A 17472-nucleotide genomic window follows, 5' to 3' on the forward strand; every position below is an offset into this window, starting at 1 on the left:
TTGTTAGACAAATGAAAAAAACTATAGCAATAATAGGATCTGGCTTCTCTTCCCTAGCCGCTTCATGTTACCTCGCGCAACAAGGTAATACTGTTACGATCTATGAAAAAAACGAAACGATAGGCGGCAGAGCAAGACAATTCAAAAAAGACGGCTTTACCTTCGACATGGGACCAAGCTGGTACTGGATGCCTGATGTATTCGAACGCTTTTTTAATGATTTCGGTAAAAATCCATCTGATTATTACGAGCTTATCAAGCTAAATCCCGCTTACCGCGTTTATTTTGGAGTAGATGATTTTATAAGTATCTACGATAATTTAGAGGAAATCAAAACCACTTTCGAAAGCATCGAAGCTGGAAGCGGTGCAAAACTCCAAAACTTCATCAACAAAGCCAAAAGCAATTATGACATTGCGATCAAGGATTTGGTGTATCGTCCCGGAGTTTCTCCGTTAGAATTAATTACGCCTCAGACTGCTTTGAAACTAGATCAGTTTTTTAGCACCGTGAGCCACGATATCAAAAAGCAGTTTACAAACGAAAGACTGATTCAGATACTTGAATTCCCGGTTTTGTTTTTAGGAGCCAAACCTACCAAAACACCTTCGTTTTATAATTTTATGAATTATGCCGATTTTGGTCTGGGAACCTGGCATCCTAAAACAGGTATGTTCGATGTGGTAAAAGGAATCGAAAAACTAGCTTTAGAATTGGGCGTACGATTTGAAACCAATGCACCAATTGATAAAATAGTTGTCGAAAACAAAACGACAACCGGAATCATTGTAAACGGGCAGCACATCAAAGCAGACATCGTTTTAAGCGGTGCCGATTACCACCATTCCGAATCCTTGCTGGATGCAGAACACAGAATGTATTCTGAAAAATATTGGGACAGCCGTGTTTTTGCACCTTCGTCTCTTCTCTTTTTTGTTGGTTTCAATAAAAAAATAGAAAACATATCGCATCATGCCTTATTTTTTGATGTCGATTTCAACCAGCATGCCAAAGACATTTACGATGATCCTAAATGGCCGGACGCACCTCTTTTCTATGCCAACTTTCCTTCTAAAACAGATGCTACAGCAGCTCCTGAGGGAATGGAAAGCGGATTTTTCCTGATTCCTTTAGCACCGGGAATTGAAGATAGCGAAACGTTGCGTGAAACCTATTTTGAAAAAATAGTTGCTCGTTTTGAGCAACTTACACAACAAAGCATCAAAAATAATATTATATTTAAGAGATCTTTCTGTAAGAATGATTTTGTAACAGATTATCATGCCTACAAAGGAAATGCCTACGGAATGGCAAACACATTATTACAAACTGCCTTTTTACGACCAAAATTAAAAAGTAAAAAAGTAGCCAATTTATATTTTACAGGGCAGTTAACTGTTCCGGGGCCAGGTGTTCCACCTGCTTTAATTTCAGGAAAATTAGTAGCTGAGCTAATTCAAAAATCTTTTAGATCGTAAACAATGAAATCACTATTCGACAATACCTCATTCAAATGCAGCAGGCTGGTTACCAAAAACTACAGCACTTCATTTTCGTTGGCAGTTTATATGCTGTCACCAAGCATTAGAGATGCCATTTACAGCATTTACGGATTTGTACGTTTTGCTGATGAAATTGTAGATTCTTTTCACGACTACGACAAAGAATACCTCATCAACGATTTCGAAAAAGAATATTACAAAGCAATGGAAATGGGCATTAGCCTCAATCCTATTCTTAACTCCTTTCAGCATACTGTAAAAGAATACAATATAACCGACGATCTTATTCAGGCTTTCTTAAAAAGCATGAAACTAGATCTGGTAAAAACAGCCTACAACACACAAACCGAATACGAAGACTATATCTACGGTTCTGCAGATGTTGTGGGATTGATGTGTCTAAAAGTTTTTGTTGCCGGAAAAGATCAAAAGTACGAACAGCTTAAACATGAAGCCATGCGATTGGGTTCTGCATTTCAGAAAGTCAATTTTTTGAGAGATTTAAAAGATGATAATTTGGTATTAAACCGCAACTATTTCCCGGGTGTCGATTTAAAATCTTTTGATGAAAATGCAAAAACAACGATCATCAACGAAATCGAAGAAGACTTTAGAGTTGCCTACCAAGGTATTCTAAAACTTCCAATAGAAGCACAATTTGGCGTTTACACCGCTTTTGTTTATTACAAAAAACTTTTGAAAAAACTCAAAAACACACCGTATTACGAAATAGGAAGTTCCAGAATCCGTGTTTCCAATTACACCAAAGCAAGCCTTCTGGCACAATCGTTTGTAACGTATAAACTAAAATTAGTATAGCAATTCAAAAAATACAAAATGATTTCATTTTTAATCTATATTGGTGTATTTCTATTCATGGAATGTGTCACCTGGCTCACGCACAAATATATTATGCACGGACTTATGTGGTATTTTCATGCTGATCATCATCAGCCAAAATACGAACATACCTTTGAGCGCAACGACATTTTCTTTGTCATATTTGCCATTCCAAGCATCACACTTTTTTTCTTTGGTGTACAAGGCGGATTCAATTACCTGTTTTTTATCGCTTGTGGTATTACTTCTTACGGAATTTGTTACTTTTTAATTCACGATGTTCTCATTCACCAGCGTTTTAAATGGTTCAAAAACACTAAAAACAAATACCTTATTGGACTGCGTAAAGCACATAAAATTCACCACAAACACCTTGGCAAAGAACACGGAGAATGTTTCGGAATGTTGTTTGTTCCCTTCAAGTATTATAAAATGTAGCATTATTTGGGCGTTCCCTAAAGGTCGGGTCTTCCGTTCCCGCTTTTTTGTGCCAGTCTAAAAAGCCTGTCACAAAAAGAGCTCCACTTCACCCCCTAACGCAAGCAACAAAGTCACAAGTAATAATCGAGATTATGAAAGTATATAAAATAGAATCAGTACAGCATATAAATGCCAGCGTCGAAGATTGCTGGGACTTTTTTTCAAGTCCAAAAAACCTGCAAACGATCACACCACAAGATATGAGTTTCGTCATTGAGGATTTTGACGGAAAGCGCATGTATCCCGGACAAATCATTACCTACACTTTGAAACCACTTTTGGGAATCAAGATCAATTGGGTCACTATCATAACCGTTTCAAAAGAAAACGACTATTTTATAGACGAGCAACGCTTTGGTCCATATACTTTATGGCACCACAAACACTTTTTTGAAGCAAGCGGAAACGGAACAAAAATGACAGACGTTGTACATTATGCATTGCCCTTTGGTTACCTGGGACGCTTGATGAATACACTCGTTGTAAAAAACAAACTCAAAACCATTTTTGATCACCGTTATCAAATCATTGACGGAATATTTGGCGCTAAAAAAACCGCTTCTTTATAATGACAAAACAAAAAATTACCCTTTTCTGGTTCCGACGCGATTTGCGTCTCGACGATAATGTTGGATTGTATAATGCTTTACAATCTGATTTTCCTGTAATTCCGTTGTTTATTTTCGACGATGACATTCTGGAAAACCTTCCCAAAAACGATGCACGCGTAAGTTTTATATACGATTCATTACAAAACATAAACGAACAGCTTGCTGCTTTAGATTCTTCGATCTTAATAAAAAAAGGAAAAACACAGGAAGTCTGGCAATCGCTTATCGAAGAATTTGATGTTCAGCAAATCTTTTTTAACAAAGATTATGAACCCTTCGCTATAAAACGTGATTTAGCCATTGCTGAAATCGCAAAAAAACACAACATCGAAGTTCTTTCGTTTAAAGATCATGTCATTTTTGAAGAGAAAGAAATCACAAAAGCTGATGGACTTCCGTACACGATTTACACGCCATACAAAAACAAATGGCTTGAAAGATATCACTTGGCAGGACAAGCCTTAGAATACGACACAAAACCTTTGTTTTCGAATTTCAGCAAAAACAAATTCGGTTTCCCGGATCTAAAAACAATTGGCTTTGAAAGAAGTACTATAAAAGTGGTTCCGCATAATTTAACTCAAATTGCCAATTACAAAGAAACCCGTGATTTTCCGGCTCTCGATGGTACTTCTTATCTTTCACCGCATTTGCGTTTTGGAACTGTAAGCATTCGGAAATTGGTAAACTGGGCGAACAAAAAAAATCAAACGTTTTTGAGTGAACTTATTTGGAGAGAATTTTTTATTCAAATCCTTTTTAGTTTTCCTCGTGTTGTAAATCATAATTTCAAACCTGCTTACGACGGCATTCAATGGCGCAATAACGAAGATGATTTCAAAAGATGGTGTTCCGGAACAACAGGTTATCCTATGGTCGATGCCGGAATGCGTCAGCTTAATGAAACCGGATATATGCACAACCGAGTTCGCATGGTTGTAGCTAGCTTTTTGTGCAAACATTTATTGATCAACTGGCAATGGGGCGAAGCGTATTTTGCAGAAAAATTATTAGACTTTGAATTGGCTGCCAATGTTGGAAACTGGCAATGGGCTGCCGGTACAGGTTGCGATGCAGCACCATACTTTAGAGTTTTCAATCCCGAAATTCAACAAAAGAAATTCGACGAAAAAGCGATCTACATTCGTAAATGGATTCCTGAATTTGATTTGGGTTACAACGAACCTATGATCGATCATGCCTTTGCGAGAGACAGAGCAATTGCAACGTATAAAGCGGGTATTTTGAAATAAACTTTGAATTCTAAGTAGTTAACGATTAACGATCTTTAGTATAGTTTTCGCAAATACCTAACAGGTTTTTAAAACCTGTTAGGATAACACGTCTCAATTACATTTCCTAACAGGTCTCCAAGACCTGTTAGGTATAGCAACGTTTAAAGCGGGAATTTTGAAATAAATTCCGAAATCTGAGTGTTTAACAAGTAAGACATTTGACAAAGTTTCAAAACTTTGATAAAGGTCTATTTATAAAGTTTTCCCACGCAATCTTTTCAAAGTTCCATAGGAACGATCGATTTTGTAGCAACGGATTTTAATCCGTTGTTTAAATAGCGACCACATCTAAAGTTCCATAGGAACGATCCATTTTATCTGCTTTGCGTAAACATGCGTGATATCGGTCGATCCTATGGATCTTTTTTCTATTTATTCTATTTGCAAAACCGGATTAAAATCCGGCTCTACAATATCTGCCGAGCCTATGGCTCTTTACTTTTAATTTTTTCAACTTGACTTTCGAGTAATAACTGACTTGCATCGAGCATTTTAATTATATGGATATAAGGCGTAAGCAAATCAGAATCGAATTCTACAATAGTGGGACGTAATGCCAGATGAATTACTTCGCAGAGGAAGAATTCGAAATCGGCCAAGGAGTGTTCTGCAAAGGCATTTTCGAACACCGCAAAAGGATTTTCGTATTCTTCGATTGTTAAGGAAGCCAAAGAAAGAATGGATCTTCTTTCTGCGGATACTGCCGTAACCTTCCATTTCTTGCTTTTGTGCTGCAGGGCTGAGCACGCTCTGAGAAAGGATCGAAAAGCAGTGTAGGTAAAGAACACATCTCCGGGACATTCTTTTTGGTAGACTTCGTCTTTACTTCTGTAAAATACTATTTCGCTTAGGGTCTGTTTGAAGAAAGCCAGACTTTCGGAACCCAAAAAGGTATCAATGACTTCAAAAGGATTTTCTAATTCGTGATGTGCCCAGAAATTAGTTTCAAAAGATATTTTATTTTTTTTCATGCGGAAACGATATAAAGCGTTTGCCCATCCTAATAAAATGAAAAATTATTCATAATATTGGATAAGTTAATTTGACGATAATATAATTAGCTACGATCCTCTATACTAGTTTGGCGACAATGGTAGAGGATCATTTTTTATGTATTAAGTAAACGGCTTAATGAGCATAAAGGGGATAAAATTTTATTTCACAGTTATTACTTTTTAAAGATTCGACTTTGTAATGCAAAACTTAAAACAAAAGAAATAACGCTAAGAATGTAAGGAGAGTTTAGAGCATAAAAAAAGGCGCGGAACTCATCTTAAACGCTATCAAGGTACTGGTATACCCGCACACGAATAAGTGAGCCCACGCCAAAGACGTGAGCATCTTACTTATCATCTCGTGTGCTAAAATTACCAGTTTTTGATAACGAGATTCAAAGCGAATGCTTCAAATGTTTTATATGAAGAATCGCAAAAATACAATCCTGACGGATTAAAAGCAAATATAAGAAAAACAGGCAACCGTTCGTAATAGTAAAAGGCTTTTTCTGTAAATAAATTTATATTATAGATATAAATACTTACAAATCAATTATATATAATTATCCATTGCTATCGCAAGCAGAACGAATTTCCCAGATACCTAACAGGTTTTTGAAACCTGTTAGGAAATGTAATTGAGATCCGTTATCCTAACAGGTTTTAAAAACCTGTTAGGTATGTCTCGTCCTGAAATAAGTTTAAATAAGATTGTGGATAGTTTACGTGAAATAGTTTTCAATATTTACCTGTCGAGCATTCTTTTCAAAGTTCCGTAGGAACGATCGATTTTGTAGCAACGGATTTTAATCCGTTGTTTAAATAGCAACCACATCTAAAGTTCCATAGGAACGATCCATTTTATTTGCTTTGCGTAAACATGCGTGATATCGGTCGATCCTATGGATCTTTTTTCTATTCTATTTACAAAACCGGATTAAAATCCGGCTCTACAATATCTGCCGAGCCTATGGCTCTTTATAAACAAAACCTAATAAAAATAAGTCAAATACCTACAAGGTTATGGAAACATAAGTATTTAACCAGTAAGACCTTTGTATAAAGTTTTCAGTTGCTATCGCGAGCAGAGTAAATTTCCCAGATACCTAACAGGTTTTTGAAACCTGTTAGGAAATGTAGTTGAGATCCGTTATCCTAACAGGTCTTCAAGACCTGTTAGGTATGTCTCGTCCTGAAAAAAGTTTAAATAAGATTTCTGTGAACGAGCAAGATGCTTGCACGAGCAGAATTACCCGCAATCTTGTCATCCCGAGGTACGAGGGATCTCCGTTAGTAGCTCGACATGCTAAATAAACGTTGCGTTAGTTTCTTGCGGAGATCCCTCGTACCTCGGGATGACAAGATTGTGGTTATGACATTCTAGTAAAAACTGAATCCCTAGCCCTGATAGAAGCGACATCCTTTTGTGGCGGGGTTCGCCACAAAAGATATAGCGGATAGCAGGATTAAGCTCCTAATACTTCAAATAATTATTTACTTTATTTTAGCTTTTTGAGTTTCATAAATACCTAACAGGTTTTTAAAACCTGTTAGGATAACCTGTCTCAATTACATTTCCTAACAGGTCTCCAAGACCTGTTAGGTATAGCAACGTGTAAAACGAATAGCTGGATTAAGCTCCTAATACTTCAAATAATTATTTACTTTTATTTTAGCTTTTAGATCAAACATTAGATTGTACAGTCCAAAGAATGTACGGTTCATGTAGATGAAGTGTTTAGAACCACGATTTCCGTTCATTTTTTTAAGATTGGTATCGTTTGAAAATCGTTCGCCTAGTTTCGCGATATTTTCGAAGAAAGTTTCATCTGAAAAGTCAAAGGTTTCTTCCTGAAAAGGTTTGGTAAACAAGGACAACAAATCATGAAACATGCTGGTGAAATATTCGATTTCTGCAGGAGAATCGTCTGGACGAAGTATTTCTAATTCGAATAATTTTTCATTAAAAAGTGCTGTATCGGTAATGATATCTTTGTTGATTAACTCAAAATAAGGCACATAAAAATCATTTGGAATTTGTTTCATACAGCCAAAATCTAAAGCAATCAGGTTATTTTGATCGTCGACCAAAAAGTTTCCTGGATGCGGATCTGCATGTACTTTGCGCAATACATGAATTTGATACATATAAAAGTCCCACAATGCCTGACCAAGTGTATCGCCAACGGCTTTGTCGGTATTTTTTGCGGTGAATTCCGAAAGGTGAATTCCCGTCATCCAATCCATGGTAATGATTTTCTCTGAAGAAAATTCCGGATAATAGCTTGGAAAAAGTAAATTGTCGATTTTACTACACGCAGTCACAACTTCCTGACTTTGCTGAAGTTCGAGCAGGTAATTGGTTTCTTCAATTAGTTTGTCTTCGACTTCTTTAAAATATTTATCGGAGTCTTTTCCCTGAAGGTTAAACATTCTGATTGCGATGGGTTTTACCATAGCCAAATCTGACGAAATGCTGTTGGCAACTCCGGGATACTGAATTTTAACAGCTAGCTTTTTACCATCTTTGACCGCTAAATGCACCTGACCAATACTTGCTGCATTGATTGAATTGGCATTGAATTCGTCGAAAATCTCATAAGGTGTTTTTCCGAAATTAGATTTAAACGTTTTCAATACTAACGGTGCTGAAAGTGGTGGAACTGAAAATTGCGACAAGGAGAATTTTTCTACGTAGGCTTGCGGAAGGAAGTTTTTGTCCATGCTGAGCATTTGAGCAACTTTTAACGCACTTCCTTTTAGGCTTTTTAGTCCGTCATAAATATCCTCGGCATTATTTTCGTTGAGTTTATCGCGGGTCAAATCTGAATTTACCATTTTTTCGGCGTAATGCTTGATGTAGTTTACGCCTACTTTTGCACCGGTTTGCACCAATTTGCTGGCTCGTTCAATTTTTGAGGTTGGTATATAATCGATTGTTTTCATTACTTGCTGTATATTTTTTCTTTAAAAATAAATTTCCCAAAATCGATAAGATGATTTATGGGTGCTACATTCATAAGTTCGAAAGAGGCATTTACTGATTTCTCAATAAAAATATCTGTTTTTTCAAATGCCGGAGACGCATCTTCCATCCAGAATTTTAGTGTGAGCATTAATTGCAGCCAAGCTGATTCCTGAATTCCTTTTTCCTGAAACTTTTGAAATTTCTCTTGTTCTAAGCGGTAATCATCGGTCAGGATTTCGGCAACATATTCTTTAAAACTATCACGAAGCAGGGTAAGCTGTACCAGATTCTTTAATGGATTTCGATCAAATTTAAGTGCCTGCAACGCATAACTTCTGTTGGCGGTAAGAATCTCAAAAAAGGTGAAATAAAAACTCAGCATTTTGTTTTTCATATCATACGCCAAATAATCGCTATTTTGATGTAGCAGATCGATTGTATTGGCAAAAAACAATCTGAATATTTCTTTTTCCAAGCCTTCTAATGTTCCAAAAAAAGTATAAAATTCAGCTTCGGTAAAATCATGTTCTTTGGCAAAATGATAAACTGATTTTGGTTTCTGTCCCTTCTCTAAAACCTCTTCCATGTAGATTGAAACGATATCTTCTTTACTGATTATCTTCTTTTTAGTTGCCATTTTATTAAAATTTAAAATTTGCCTTAAAGGTAAACAATGTTTAAGTATCTTTACGTATCCCTAAACAAAATTGGCTGTTAAATATATGATAAACTATTATGAGTAAAAATGTATTATTGACCGGAGGAACAGGTTTTATAGGCAAGTATCTAACTGATCTACTTATTGCTAACGGATTTTCTGTATCTGTTTTAAGCCGTTCTGAAAGAAAAAACACTCCTGAAATCACGTATTACAAATGGGATCTTGATCGCAATTTTATTGAAGAAGAAGCCATTCTAAAAGCGGACTATATTGTTCATCTTGCCGGTGAAGGAATTGTAGAAAAACGCTGGACAGCCAAACGTAAAAAAGAGTTACTGGAAAGCAGGGTAAAACCAATCGACCTTATTGGTTCTGTTTTAAAAAAGAATAATAAAATACTGGACGCTTTTGTTTCTGCTTCTGCAGTTGGTATCTATGGCGCTAAGACAAGCGAAGAAATCCGAACGGAAGAAAGCGATCCTGCCAATGATTTTTTAGGCAGTACGTGTCAAACTTGGGAAGAAGCTGTTGACCAAATTGGTGCACTCAATATTAGAACTGTAAAAATAAGAACCGGAATTGTTTTGGGTAAAAATGAAGGTTTCTTAAAAAAAATGGCTCCCAGTTTCAAATTTGGCTTTGGCGCCATTTTAGGTACAGGAAAACAATATGTACCTTGGATTCACATTCAGGATTTATGTCAAATATATCTAAAAGCCATAGTTGATCCTGCTATGCATCATTCTTATAATGCTGCCATTACAGACAATACAACAAACGCAATACTATCTAAAACATTAGCCAATGTTTATGGCTACACACTTTGGTTACCCAGAGTTCCGGAGTTTTTGCTCAAAATAGCTTTAGGCGAAATGAGCGATGCGGTTTTAAAAGGAGAAAGAGTTTCGTTTGAAAAATTACAGAAAGCCGGTTTTCAATTTCAATATACCAATTTAGAAGCTGCACTTTCGTTGTGTGTGCATTAGAATGCTATTTCATAATGCCGCTTAAATCGGTATGAACTGTCTTTGAAATTTTATTGGCCACCACATACGGAATATCAATATTAAAATCAGCTATCGTAAGCGGAAAATTAGAGGTTATCGCAATACCGCCTTCTACTTTTTTCATTGAGGCTTTGACGGTAATGAGTTTCATTTTGCCATGAAGGTACATTTTCCCTTTTACTTCAAATTCTTTGTCTGTTTCACAGATATCTTTTAGGTCAAATTTTTCAATCTTACCTTTAAAGACGGCTTTTGGAAAACGATGGCTTTCTACATAATTATCGTTAAAATGTTCTTTCATTAAGTCCATTTTAAAATCGAAATCTTTGATGATAACAGCACAAATGAGCGTGCTTGTTTGAGGTTCCAGAACAATAGTTCCGAGCTTATTTACTGCTTTTACTTCTTCGAAAAGAGGGACAGAAGCTTCAAAATTTACAATCGCCGTGCTGGTTTTAAATTTATCCTGAGCTCCTATTGAAAATACAGTAAAAAGTAACATTAAGGTAGTTTTTTTCATAATCGTCAGCAATTAAACAATTATGTCATTCCAACTTTCTAAGAAAATCTAGAAAAAAAATATGGTTGATCTTAAAAAACAGAATGGCAGTATTCCGTAAAATGTACTCATTTAGTACATAGCACTTTAAAGTTACGAAATTCTGCCACTCGCCCTCACGGATTTTGTGCTAAATATTTGTGAAATGTTATATAGCCAATATCGTTTCAGATTATAACTTTTAAGAAGCTTCTACTTCTGTACAGATTTCGATTAAAAATCCGTCTAAGTCTCTTAAATACGCTACAACTTGTCCCCAAGGTTTTTGTTTGGGTTCGCTAACCAATACGGCTCCAAAAGAAGTTGCTTTTTGTACTGTTTCCGGAACATCATCTGTTATAAAACCTAATTCTATTGCAAAAGGTTTGTCTTCTAAACTGCTTTCTAGAAAACCTTCCGGAAGATTTTGACCTGCCAAACCTTTTGAAGCAAATGAAATCGTGGTTTCTCCTGTGCTCAGTTCTCCGTAATCATTTCCGGGAGCAATAAATTTTCTTGTAAAGCCAAATGCATTTTCATAAAACGTAATCGATGCTTCTACATCTTCAACGTATAAAATTGTATATCCAAATTTTATCATTTTAATTTCATTTAGTTAGTTTAACAATCTGCTTGTATGTTGCCAATTTTCAGGTATAACTACAATCCAATCTCCAACAAAACATTGTACTTGTCTAAACTTGCCAAATCTTCGATAGAGTTAATATTGGTAATTTTAGCATGTTCCTCTACTTCTTTTTTAGATTCGATTTGCTTGATACATTTTCTAAAACGGCGTACCTCATCTAAATTAGATAAAATAAGTCCCGGAACCTGCACACTTTTGCCTTCCTTATCTTTCGCAACCATTGTAAAGTACGAAGAATTACAATGCTTTACTACTCCAGTCTGAATATTTTCGGCTTCGACGCGAATTCCAACAATCATAGAACTTTTTCCAACATAGTTTACAGAAGCTTTCATAGTTACCAATTCCCCTACTTCTATTGGCTTTAAAAAATTCACAGTATCGACAGAAGCCGTTACACAATAGTTTCCGGAAAACTTTGATGCAGAAGCAAAAGCAATCTGATCCAGTAATTGCAAAATATAACCTCCGTGAATTTTACCGCTAAAATTGGTGTGCGATGGCAGCATTAATTCTGATATACTAATTTTTGAGGAAGAAACGGGTTTAAAATCTCCAGTCATGTTTTTTATTTTTAATATTATTTTTTACTGCAACAATTGATTCTCGTCTTCAATCGATGCTCTCGTCACGATATTTTCAGGAAGTGCTTTTTTAGCCTTTGCTCCCATTTTCTTTAATTTTTCGACACTCGAAATCAGGTTACCTCTACCATCAACCAACTTGCTCATGGCATTTTCGTATTCTGTTTTGGTATCCTTGATTTTGTTTCCAATCTTTACTAAATCCACAACGAAACCTTCAAACTTATCATAGAGCGCTCCTGCTTGTCTGGCGATTTCGAAAGCATTTTCCTGTTGCTTTTGATTTGCCCACATGCTATCGATGGTTCGCAATGTTGCTAATAATGTACTTGGCGTAACGATTACTATATTTTTATCGAATGCTTTGTTGTATAAAGCGGCATCTTCGTTTAGTGCAATGGCAAAAGCGGGTTCTATTGGAATAAATAGCAATACGAAATCAGGGCTTTCTATTTGATACAAATCATGGTAGTTTTTGTTACCAAGCTGTTCCACATGCCTTTTGATGGAGTTGACATGCTCTTTTAAAAAATCAATTTTCAGTATTTCCGATTCTTCGTTAACCCATTTTTCATACGCAACCAGAGATACTTTAGAATCAACAATCATTTTTTTACCGTCCGGCAAATTGATTACCACATCTGGGAAAACTTTATTGCCATCTATTGTGGTAAAACTTTGCTGTACTTCATATTCTCGTCCTTTTTCTAAACCTGATTTTTCTAAAACACGTTCCAGAACCAGCTCTCCCCAATTTCCCTGCATTTTACTGTCGCCTTTTAGTGCTTTGGTCAGGTTTAAGGTTTCTTTGCTCATTTGAGCATTCATTTCGCTTAGACCAACAATTTGCTGACGCAGAGCTGCATGATAATCGATACTTTCTTTATGGGTTTGTTCTACTTTTTGCTCAAAACCGTGAATTTTATCCTGCAAAGGCAAGAGGATACTTTTCATGTTTTCGCTGTTCTGCTCGGTAAATTTTGCCGATTTTTCTTCGAGAATTTTATTGGCTAAGTTTTCAAATTCTTTGGTAAACTTGTCCTGTAGTTCGTTGATTTCGCTTTTTTGCTCTTTGTGGCGTTCCCAAAGGTTTTCAAAATCTACTTCTTTTTTAGAAAGCTGAATAGCAAGGCTGTCTTTTTCTGTACGGATATTTTCTTTCTCTGAATAGCTTAAATGCAATTGCTTTTCGAAATTAACTTTATCGCTTTCAAACTGATTTTTCTGCACTTGCAATTGATTGATACTTGCATTTAAACGCTCTTCCAAACTCACTATTTCTGTTTTGGATTTTGCTGAAAAAAGGGCTTTTCCCAGGTAAATACCTAAAAATAAAGCAATAACAAAGCCCAAGATAAACGGGAGGATATCAATCATTCTAAACTTGTTTTTTAGTAAAAATACACAATATAAAAGAAGACAGAATTTTTAGAATCAAATTTTTAATAATAAATCTCAATTCTAAATTAATTGAAAATAAAAAATGGGAACTCACGCAACCTTTCTTAAAGATTACCATCTTGTAAATATAAAGTAACTAAAATTATACGATGAAAAGAATACTGTTATACTTATTTATAGCTTTAGGATTAAATGCTTGCTCACTGAGTAATAATGACGATGTTCCTGCTGATTGCGGAAATTATGAAAATGTATCTTTTACTGGAGTTCCACTTTTGTGCCACTACGCTCCTAAGACTTTACAAACAAATCCACTTGCTGTAGTAATTGATTCACAGGAAAAACTGGATGCCAATTTTACAAAACACGAAAACTCTTGCCCGGATGCCGGAGATTCGACTATAGATTTTTCTAAAGAACTTTTAGTAAGCATTTATGCAGGACAGAAACCAACAAATGGTTATGAAATAAAAGTGGCATCGCTTACTGAAAATAAATGCGAGATTGTTGTAAATTATTATGAAAAATCGCCTCAAACCGGAGAAGAAATAACAAGAACCCCAACTTATCCGTCTACTTTTTTATTAGTTCCAAAAACGGCTAAACTTTTTGTCTTTACTAAAGTTACAGAGAATCAAGACAATATTGTTATTGGAACTTTTGCTAATAAATGCATCGGTGAAGACTGCAGAAATTTTTACCAGATAAATGATTTCAGCATACTTAAATTTCAGGATGTGGCGGCAGGAAACTATAACTTCGATCAATACAAATACACAAGCACAACCAAAAAAGGAGATTATACAGCGCTTCTTAAAACTGTCCCTACCGAAATACTGAAACTTACGGAAGAAACAAAAACGTATGGCTCACCGGACGCATCAGATCAGGGCGGTGTATACTTTCAGCTTCGTCAGGGGAATAAAGTAACCAAAGTTTTTATTGACAATCATGACACCAAAGATCAAAGTGCAGAGATAAAAGCCTTTAAAAAAGAAATTCAGGAAAAAATTAAAAGTTTAAAATAATAATCATGAAAAAGTTAGTATTGCTTTTTATAACATTTGGTCTGTTTTCTACTGTTTATTCATTAGATTCAACCAAAGTAAATTCAGGTTCCATTATCAATAAATGGACATGGGAAAAATCTATTGGCGGACCAAATAATCCTTATATCGCTACGCCTAAGACTAATGGCTACAAGAAAAAAATAGTTTTTACAGAGGATGGAAGAATCATAACTTACAAAGACGATATCGAAATCAGAAACAGCGCTTATGAACTTTCAAAAGGAATAAGTGTTCTTGATAATTCAGAACATGACCTGATTACCTTTGAAGGCAAAACCTATGTTATCGAAAATCTTGATAATCAGAATTTAACAATCGTATGCAACGGTGAAGATACTAGCAGATCTATCTTTAAAAGGTAGTTTTGTAAATTAAAATTTGTTATTTTTACAGAAGTAAATTCACTTATTTTTTGAAAGACGACTTAGAAATATATATCAGGCAATGTATGCAAAATGACAGGGCAGGACAACTGAAAATCTATCAGCTGTTCTCTCCTGTGCTGTATGGTATCTGTTTGAAATATATGAAAAATGAAGATGATGCTAAAGATGTATTTCAGGAAGCCTTTGTAATTGCATATCAAAAAATAAATCAATACAAATTTGAAGGCAGTTTTGAAGGCTGGCTCAAGCGGATTTTTATCAATAAACTGATCGAAACGCTGAACAAGAAGAAAAAAGAAAGTTTTTTTTTGGACGTTTTCGATCCTGATACTGATTATGTAGCCGAAGAGGAATTAGAAATAATGCCCGTCGAACAGGAAAAGTTGTTAGAATATATACGGGATTTACCCGATCAGTACCGGATGGTTTTTAACTTGTATGTTTTTGAGAAAATGAAACACAAAGAAATTTCCGAATTATTAAATATATCTGAAGGAACCTCGAAATCGAATTTAAACAGAGCAAAGCGCATTTTACAGAAAAGAATTTTGAGCATAAAAAATTTTAAAATAGCATGAAAAAGCAAAATATAGAAGAAATTTTTTCATCAATAGAACACTTCTCTAGTGTTCCGCCTCCTGAACTATGGGGACAAATTGAGGAAAAACTAAACCAACCAAAAAAGAGCAAAAAAGCTATTATTTGGTGGACTGCTGCTGCATGTTTATTAGCGGGACTAATGGTTCCGACTGTTTTGCATTTTAATTCAGGCGCTGACATCAATACATTAAATACGAATTCTACTAATACCGTAGTTCTGGAAGAGAAAAATTCAGGCGCCGTTAAAAATAATTCAACTAATAAAAATACGGGAACTGAATCTAACGCAGTACAAGAGAATACTAACAAGCAAATTGTTAACAGTGAAAATGACAAGACTAAAAACATTGACAAAGAAGCTATTGACAAAAAAGTAATTGACAAAAAAGTAATTGAAGTACAAAATACCGAAACAGCAACTGCTACATTAGAAAATTCACCAGAAAAAAACAATACAACTAAGGTTCAAAACACTACTATTATTTCGAATACAGCAACAAGAACTGCTCATTCTGAAACTAAAAAAGCAACTAATCGCGCTGTCTTTTTAGATATAAAACAAACTGAAACGCATTCGCCTAATCAGGCTGTTGCCGTAAAAGCAAATACTTCTAAAAAAGAAAACAATTTCAATGATGTTTCAAAACAGCAAATGACAACTGTAGAGAAAAACAATTTGAATCAAGCTGTAGCTGAACAAAATTTTACATCTAAAGCAACAGATAAAGTTGCTACTTCATCTAAAAATTCTATTTCAAAAAAGGAGAAAGAACTTTTGGATAAGGCTGTAGCGGAGAATACTTTTAAAACAAAAAAACAAAAATCATTTAATGCTAGTCCGGAGAAGTCAATTTCCGGTTCTGTTGTAGGTGAAAAACTAAATGCTAAAAACAATACTACCTTTGCTTTAAACAATTCTAATTCTGTTTTGAAGGAGAATGAGAATCAAAATAAACAGGATCAAAAAGAAATTAATCCTAATTTTAACACTATAGCTTTAGAAAAAAGTATTGCTGATAATAATAGCGTAAATAACAATTCTAAAAACACTTCTAAATTTGGTGATGCTTTGAGCAAACAGGATTCTGTTCAATTGGCAGAACTTCAAAATTTAGAAAAAGGAATAATCGTTGCTGAAGTTACCAAAGAAGAAAAGGAAAAAGAAGACAAAGCTGTTCCTAAATCTGAAAAATGGGATCTTGGTGTTTTTGCAGGTGTTGCTAATTCTGAGAATTATAAAAACGAGAAAACACTTGGTAACGTAAACGACTCCAAACAAAGTAATTCGTATGGTGTTAAAACCAGATACAAGATCAATAAAAAATGGGCTGTGGGTTCTGGTCTAAAATTTAATGAATTAGGTCAAAGCATTGCTAATGTTGCGTACATGAGTACAAAAAGCGAAGCAACCTTTACCCAAAGTGATTATCTGAATCAAAGTGCTTCAGCCGTAAAACCGCATATAGCCAATAACTCGAATTATGTTTTTCTATCGAATAACACTAAAAACTCATTTAAAAGCAACAATATCCAAACTGGAAACGTTAATCAGAGCTTAAAATACATCGAAATGCCTTTGGAAGTTTCGTATGCCGTTTTAACTTTAAACAAAGCCAGCGTAAGCTTAAACACAGGAGGTTTTGTTGGTAAACTGGTTTCTAATAATGTTTCGCTAAATGGTACTTCTATTGGTGAAAACATCGATGCTAATGATTTTGTTTATGGTTCTGTTTTGAGTAGTACAGTTCAATATCGTGTTTATAAAAAGACGAATGTTTTTGTAGAGCCTGCTATGAATTATTATGTGAATCCTTTAAATAATCAATCTTTCAATCAGTTTCAATGGGGATTGAATTTTGGATTGAATGTTTCATTTTAATGTTTT

At 35.1% G+C, this 17472-nt stretch carries 17 protein-coding genes; 10 read left to right on the forward strand and 7 right to left on the reverse strand.

Translation table 11 applies throughout. The features are described 5' to 3' along the window. Positions 1-11: 11 nt before the first annotated feature. The 5 genes from B0A66_RS02570 (at position 12) to B0A66_RS02590 (ending at position 4686) form a co-directional block, all read left to right on the forward strand. Positions 12-1478 (forward strand): phytoene desaturase family protein, encoded by a 1467-nt coding sequence (locus tag B0A66_RS02570; RefSeq protein ID WP_089048283.1) that lies wholly within the window; start codon positions 12-14, stop codon positions 1476-1478. A 3-nt stretch (positions 1479-1481) separates the two neighbouring features. After that, on the forward strand, positions 1482-2321 hold the full coding sequence (locus B0A66_RS02575; RefSeq protein ID WP_089048284.1) for a phytoene/squalene synthase family protein: 840 nt from the start codon (positions 1482-1484) through the stop codon (positions 2319-2321). 18 nt (positions 2322-2339) lie between these two features. Continuing rightward, positions 2340-2780, forward strand: a complete 441-nt coding sequence (locus B0A66_RS02580; protein ID WP_089048285.1) for a sterol desaturase family protein — start codon at positions 2340-2342, stop codon at positions 2778-2780. Between the two features lie 134 nt (positions 2781-2914). Further along, positions 2915-3391: an SRPBCC family protein gene (locus tag B0A66_RS02585; RefSeq protein ID WP_089048286.1), complete on the forward strand. Its 477-nt coding sequence runs from the start codon at positions 2915-2917 to the stop codon at positions 3389-3391. Next, a complete protein-coding gene (locus B0A66_RS02590) occupies positions 3391-4686 on the forward strand; it encodes a cryptochrome/photolyase family protein (protein WP_089048287.1) in 1296 nt (431 codons plus the stop codon). Before B0A66_RS02585 ends, B0A66_RS02590 begins: the two co-directional genes overlap by 1 nt. A gap of 467 nt (positions 4687-5153) precedes the next feature. On the opposite strand, the gene B0A66_RS02595 is transcribed toward B0A66_RS02590, so the two are convergent. The 3 genes from B0A66_RS02595 to B0A66_RS02605 all read right to left on the reverse strand — a co-directional run bounded on the left by B0A66_RS02595 (position 5154) and on the right by B0A66_RS02605 (position 9328). Then, on the reverse strand, positions 5154-5699 hold the full coding sequence (locus B0A66_RS02595; RefSeq protein WP_089048288.1) for a hypothetical protein: 546 nt from the start codon (positions 5697-5699) through the stop codon (positions 5154-5156). Between the two features lie 1665 nt (positions 5700-7364). Next, complete coding sequence (locus B0A66_RS02600; RefSeq protein ID WP_089048289.1) at positions 7365-8669, reverse strand: ABC1 kinase family protein; 1305 nt, start codon at positions 8667-8669, stop codon at positions 7365-7367. Beyond that, positions 8669-9328: a TetR family transcriptional regulator C-terminal domain-containing protein gene (locus B0A66_RS02605; RefSeq protein ID WP_089048290.1), complete on the reverse strand. Its 660-nt coding sequence runs from the start codon at positions 9326-9328 to the stop codon at positions 8669-8671. The genes B0A66_RS02600 and B0A66_RS02605 overlap by 1 nt, the downstream gene beginning before the upstream one ends. 98 nt (positions 9329-9426) lie before the next feature. Here B0A66_RS02605 and B0A66_RS02610 point away from each other — a divergent pair, with 98 nt between their 5' ends. Further along, entirely contained in the window at positions 9427-10338 is a 912-nt protein-coding gene (locus B0A66_RS02610) for a TIGR01777 family oxidoreductase (protein ID WP_089048291.1), read from the forward strand. 4 nt (positions 10339-10342) lie between these two features. Here the strand turns inward: B0A66_RS02610 and B0A66_RS02615 are convergent, their stop codons facing one another. From B0A66_RS02615 to rmuC, 4 genes are all read right to left on the reverse strand, one after another. After that, on the reverse strand, positions 10343-10879 hold the full coding sequence (locus B0A66_RS02615) for a YceI family protein (RefSeq protein WP_089048292.1): 537 nt from the start codon (positions 10877-10879) through the stop codon (positions 10343-10345). Between the two features lie 220 nt (positions 10880-11099). Continuing rightward, positions 11100-11498 carry a VOC family protein gene (locus tag B0A66_RS02620; RefSeq protein ID WP_089048293.1) on the reverse strand — a complete coding sequence of 133 codons (399 nt, stop codon included), beginning with the start codon at positions 11496-11498 and terminating at the stop codon, positions 11100-11102. Positions 11499-11557: 59 nt separating this feature from the next. After that, positions 11558-12109: an acyl-CoA thioesterase gene (locus B0A66_RS02625; protein ID WP_089048294.1), complete on the reverse strand. Its 552-nt coding sequence runs from the start codon at positions 12107-12109 to the stop codon at positions 11558-11560. Positions 12110-12133: 24 nt separating this feature from the next. Next, positions 12134-13507 (reverse strand): DNA recombination protein RmuC, encoded by a 1374-nt coding sequence (gene rmuC, locus B0A66_RS02630; protein WP_089048295.1) that lies wholly within the window; start codon positions 13505-13507, stop codon positions 12134-12136. 173 nt (positions 13508-13680) lie between these two features. Between rmuC and B0A66_RS02635 the strand changes: the two genes are divergently transcribed. From B0A66_RS02635 to B0A66_RS02650, 4 genes are read left to right on the forward strand one after another with little or no spacing between them, the layout of a single operon-like run. Beyond that, positions 13681-14559 carry a protease complex subunit PrcB family protein gene (locus B0A66_RS02635; RefSeq protein ID WP_089048296.1) on the forward strand — a complete coding sequence of 293 codons (879 nt, stop codon included), beginning with the start codon at positions 13681-13683 and terminating at the stop codon, positions 14557-14559. Between the two features lie 5 nt (positions 14560-14564). Then, the gene (locus B0A66_RS02640; RefSeq protein ID WP_089048297.1) at positions 14565-14963 is read left to right on the forward strand and encodes a hypothetical protein; all 399 of its coding nucleotides are present in this window, start codon (positions 14565-14567) and stop codon (positions 14961-14963) included. A 50-nt stretch (positions 14964-15013) separates the two neighbouring features. After that, a complete protein-coding gene (locus tag B0A66_RS02645; RefSeq protein WP_089048298.1) occupies positions 15014-15565 on the forward strand; it encodes an RNA polymerase sigma factor in 552 nt (183 codons plus the stop codon). Continuing rightward, positions 15562-17466: a hypothetical protein gene (locus tag B0A66_RS02650; RefSeq protein ID WP_089048299.1), complete on the forward strand. Its 1905-nt coding sequence runs from the start codon at positions 15562-15564 to the stop codon at positions 17464-17466. The genes B0A66_RS02645 and B0A66_RS02650 overlap by 4 nt, the downstream gene beginning before the upstream one ends. The last annotated feature ends 6 nt before the right edge of the window (positions 17467-17472 follow it).

Source organism: Flavobacterium hercynium, from assembly GCF_002217285.1.
In the GTDB taxonomy this organism is placed as follows: domain Bacteria; phylum Bacteroidota; class Bacteroidia; order Flavobacteriales; family Flavobacteriaceae; genus Flavobacterium; species Flavobacterium hercynium.

What these genes read in the sequence shown, in the direction of transcription:
- B0A66_RS02640 (WP_089048297.1), top strand. Translation starts at nt 14,565, where the DNA reads ATGAAAAAGTTAGTATTGCTTTTTATAACATTTGGTCTGTTTTCTACT.
- B0A66_RS02610 (WP_089048291.1), top strand. Translation starts at nt 9,427, where the DNA reads ATGAGTAAAAATGTATTATTGACCGGAGGAACAGGTTTTATAGGCAAG.
- B0A66_RS02635 (WP_089048296.1), top strand. Translation starts at nt 13,681, where the DNA reads ATGAAAAGAATACTGTTATACTTATTTATAGCTTTAGGATTAAATGCT.
- B0A66_RS02575 (WP_089048284.1), top strand. Translation starts at nt 1,482, where the DNA reads ATGAAATCACTATTCGACAATACCTCATTCAAATGCAGCAGGCTGGTT.
- B0A66_RS02625 (WP_089048294.1), bottom strand. Translation starts at nt 12,109, where the DNA reads ATGACTGGAGATTTTAAACCCGTTTCTTCCTCAAAAATTAGTATATCA.
- B0A66_RS02595 (WP_089048288.1), bottom strand. Translation starts at nt 5,699, where the DNA reads ATGAAAAAAAATAAAATATCTTTTGAAACTAATTTCTGGGCACATCAC.
- B0A66_RS02585 (WP_089048286.1), top strand. Translation starts at nt 2,915, where the DNA reads ATGAAAGTATATAAAATAGAATCAGTACAGCATATAAATGCCAGCGTC.
- B0A66_RS02570 (WP_089048283.1), top strand. Translation starts at nt 12, where the DNA reads ATGAAAAAAACTATAGCAATAATAGGATCTGGCTTCTCTTCCCTAGCC.
- B0A66_RS02650 (WP_089048299.1), top strand. Translation starts at nt 15,562, where the DNA reads ATGAAAAAGCAAAATATAGAAGAAATTTTTTCATCAATAGAACACTTC.
- B0A66_RS02620 (WP_089048293.1), bottom strand. Translation starts at nt 11,498, where the DNA reads ATGATAAAATTTGGATATACAATTTTATACGTTGAAGATGTAGAAGCA.
- B0A66_RS02590 (WP_089048287.1), top strand. Translation starts at nt 3,391, where the DNA reads ATGACAAAACAAAAAATTACCCTTTTCTGGTTCCGACGCGATTTGCGT.
- B0A66_RS02600 (WP_089048289.1), bottom strand. Translation starts at nt 8,669, where the DNA reads ATGAAAACAATCGATTATATACCAACCTCAAAAATTGAACGAGCCAGC.
- B0A66_RS02615 (WP_089048292.1), bottom strand. Translation starts at nt 10,879, where the DNA reads ATGAAAAAAACTACCTTAATGTTACTTTTTACTGTATTTTCAATAGGA.
- B0A66_RS02605 (WP_089048290.1), bottom strand. Translation starts at nt 9,328, where the DNA reads ATGGCAACTAAAAAGAAGATAATCAGTAAAGAAGATATCGTTTCAATC.
- B0A66_RS02580 (WP_089048285.1), top strand. Translation starts at nt 2,340, where the DNA reads ATGATTTCATTTTTAATCTATATTGGTGTATTTCTATTCATGGAATGT.
- rmuC (WP_089048295.1), bottom strand. Translation starts at nt 13,507, where the DNA reads ATGATTGATATCCTCCCGTTTATCTTGGGCTTTGTTATTGCTTTATTT.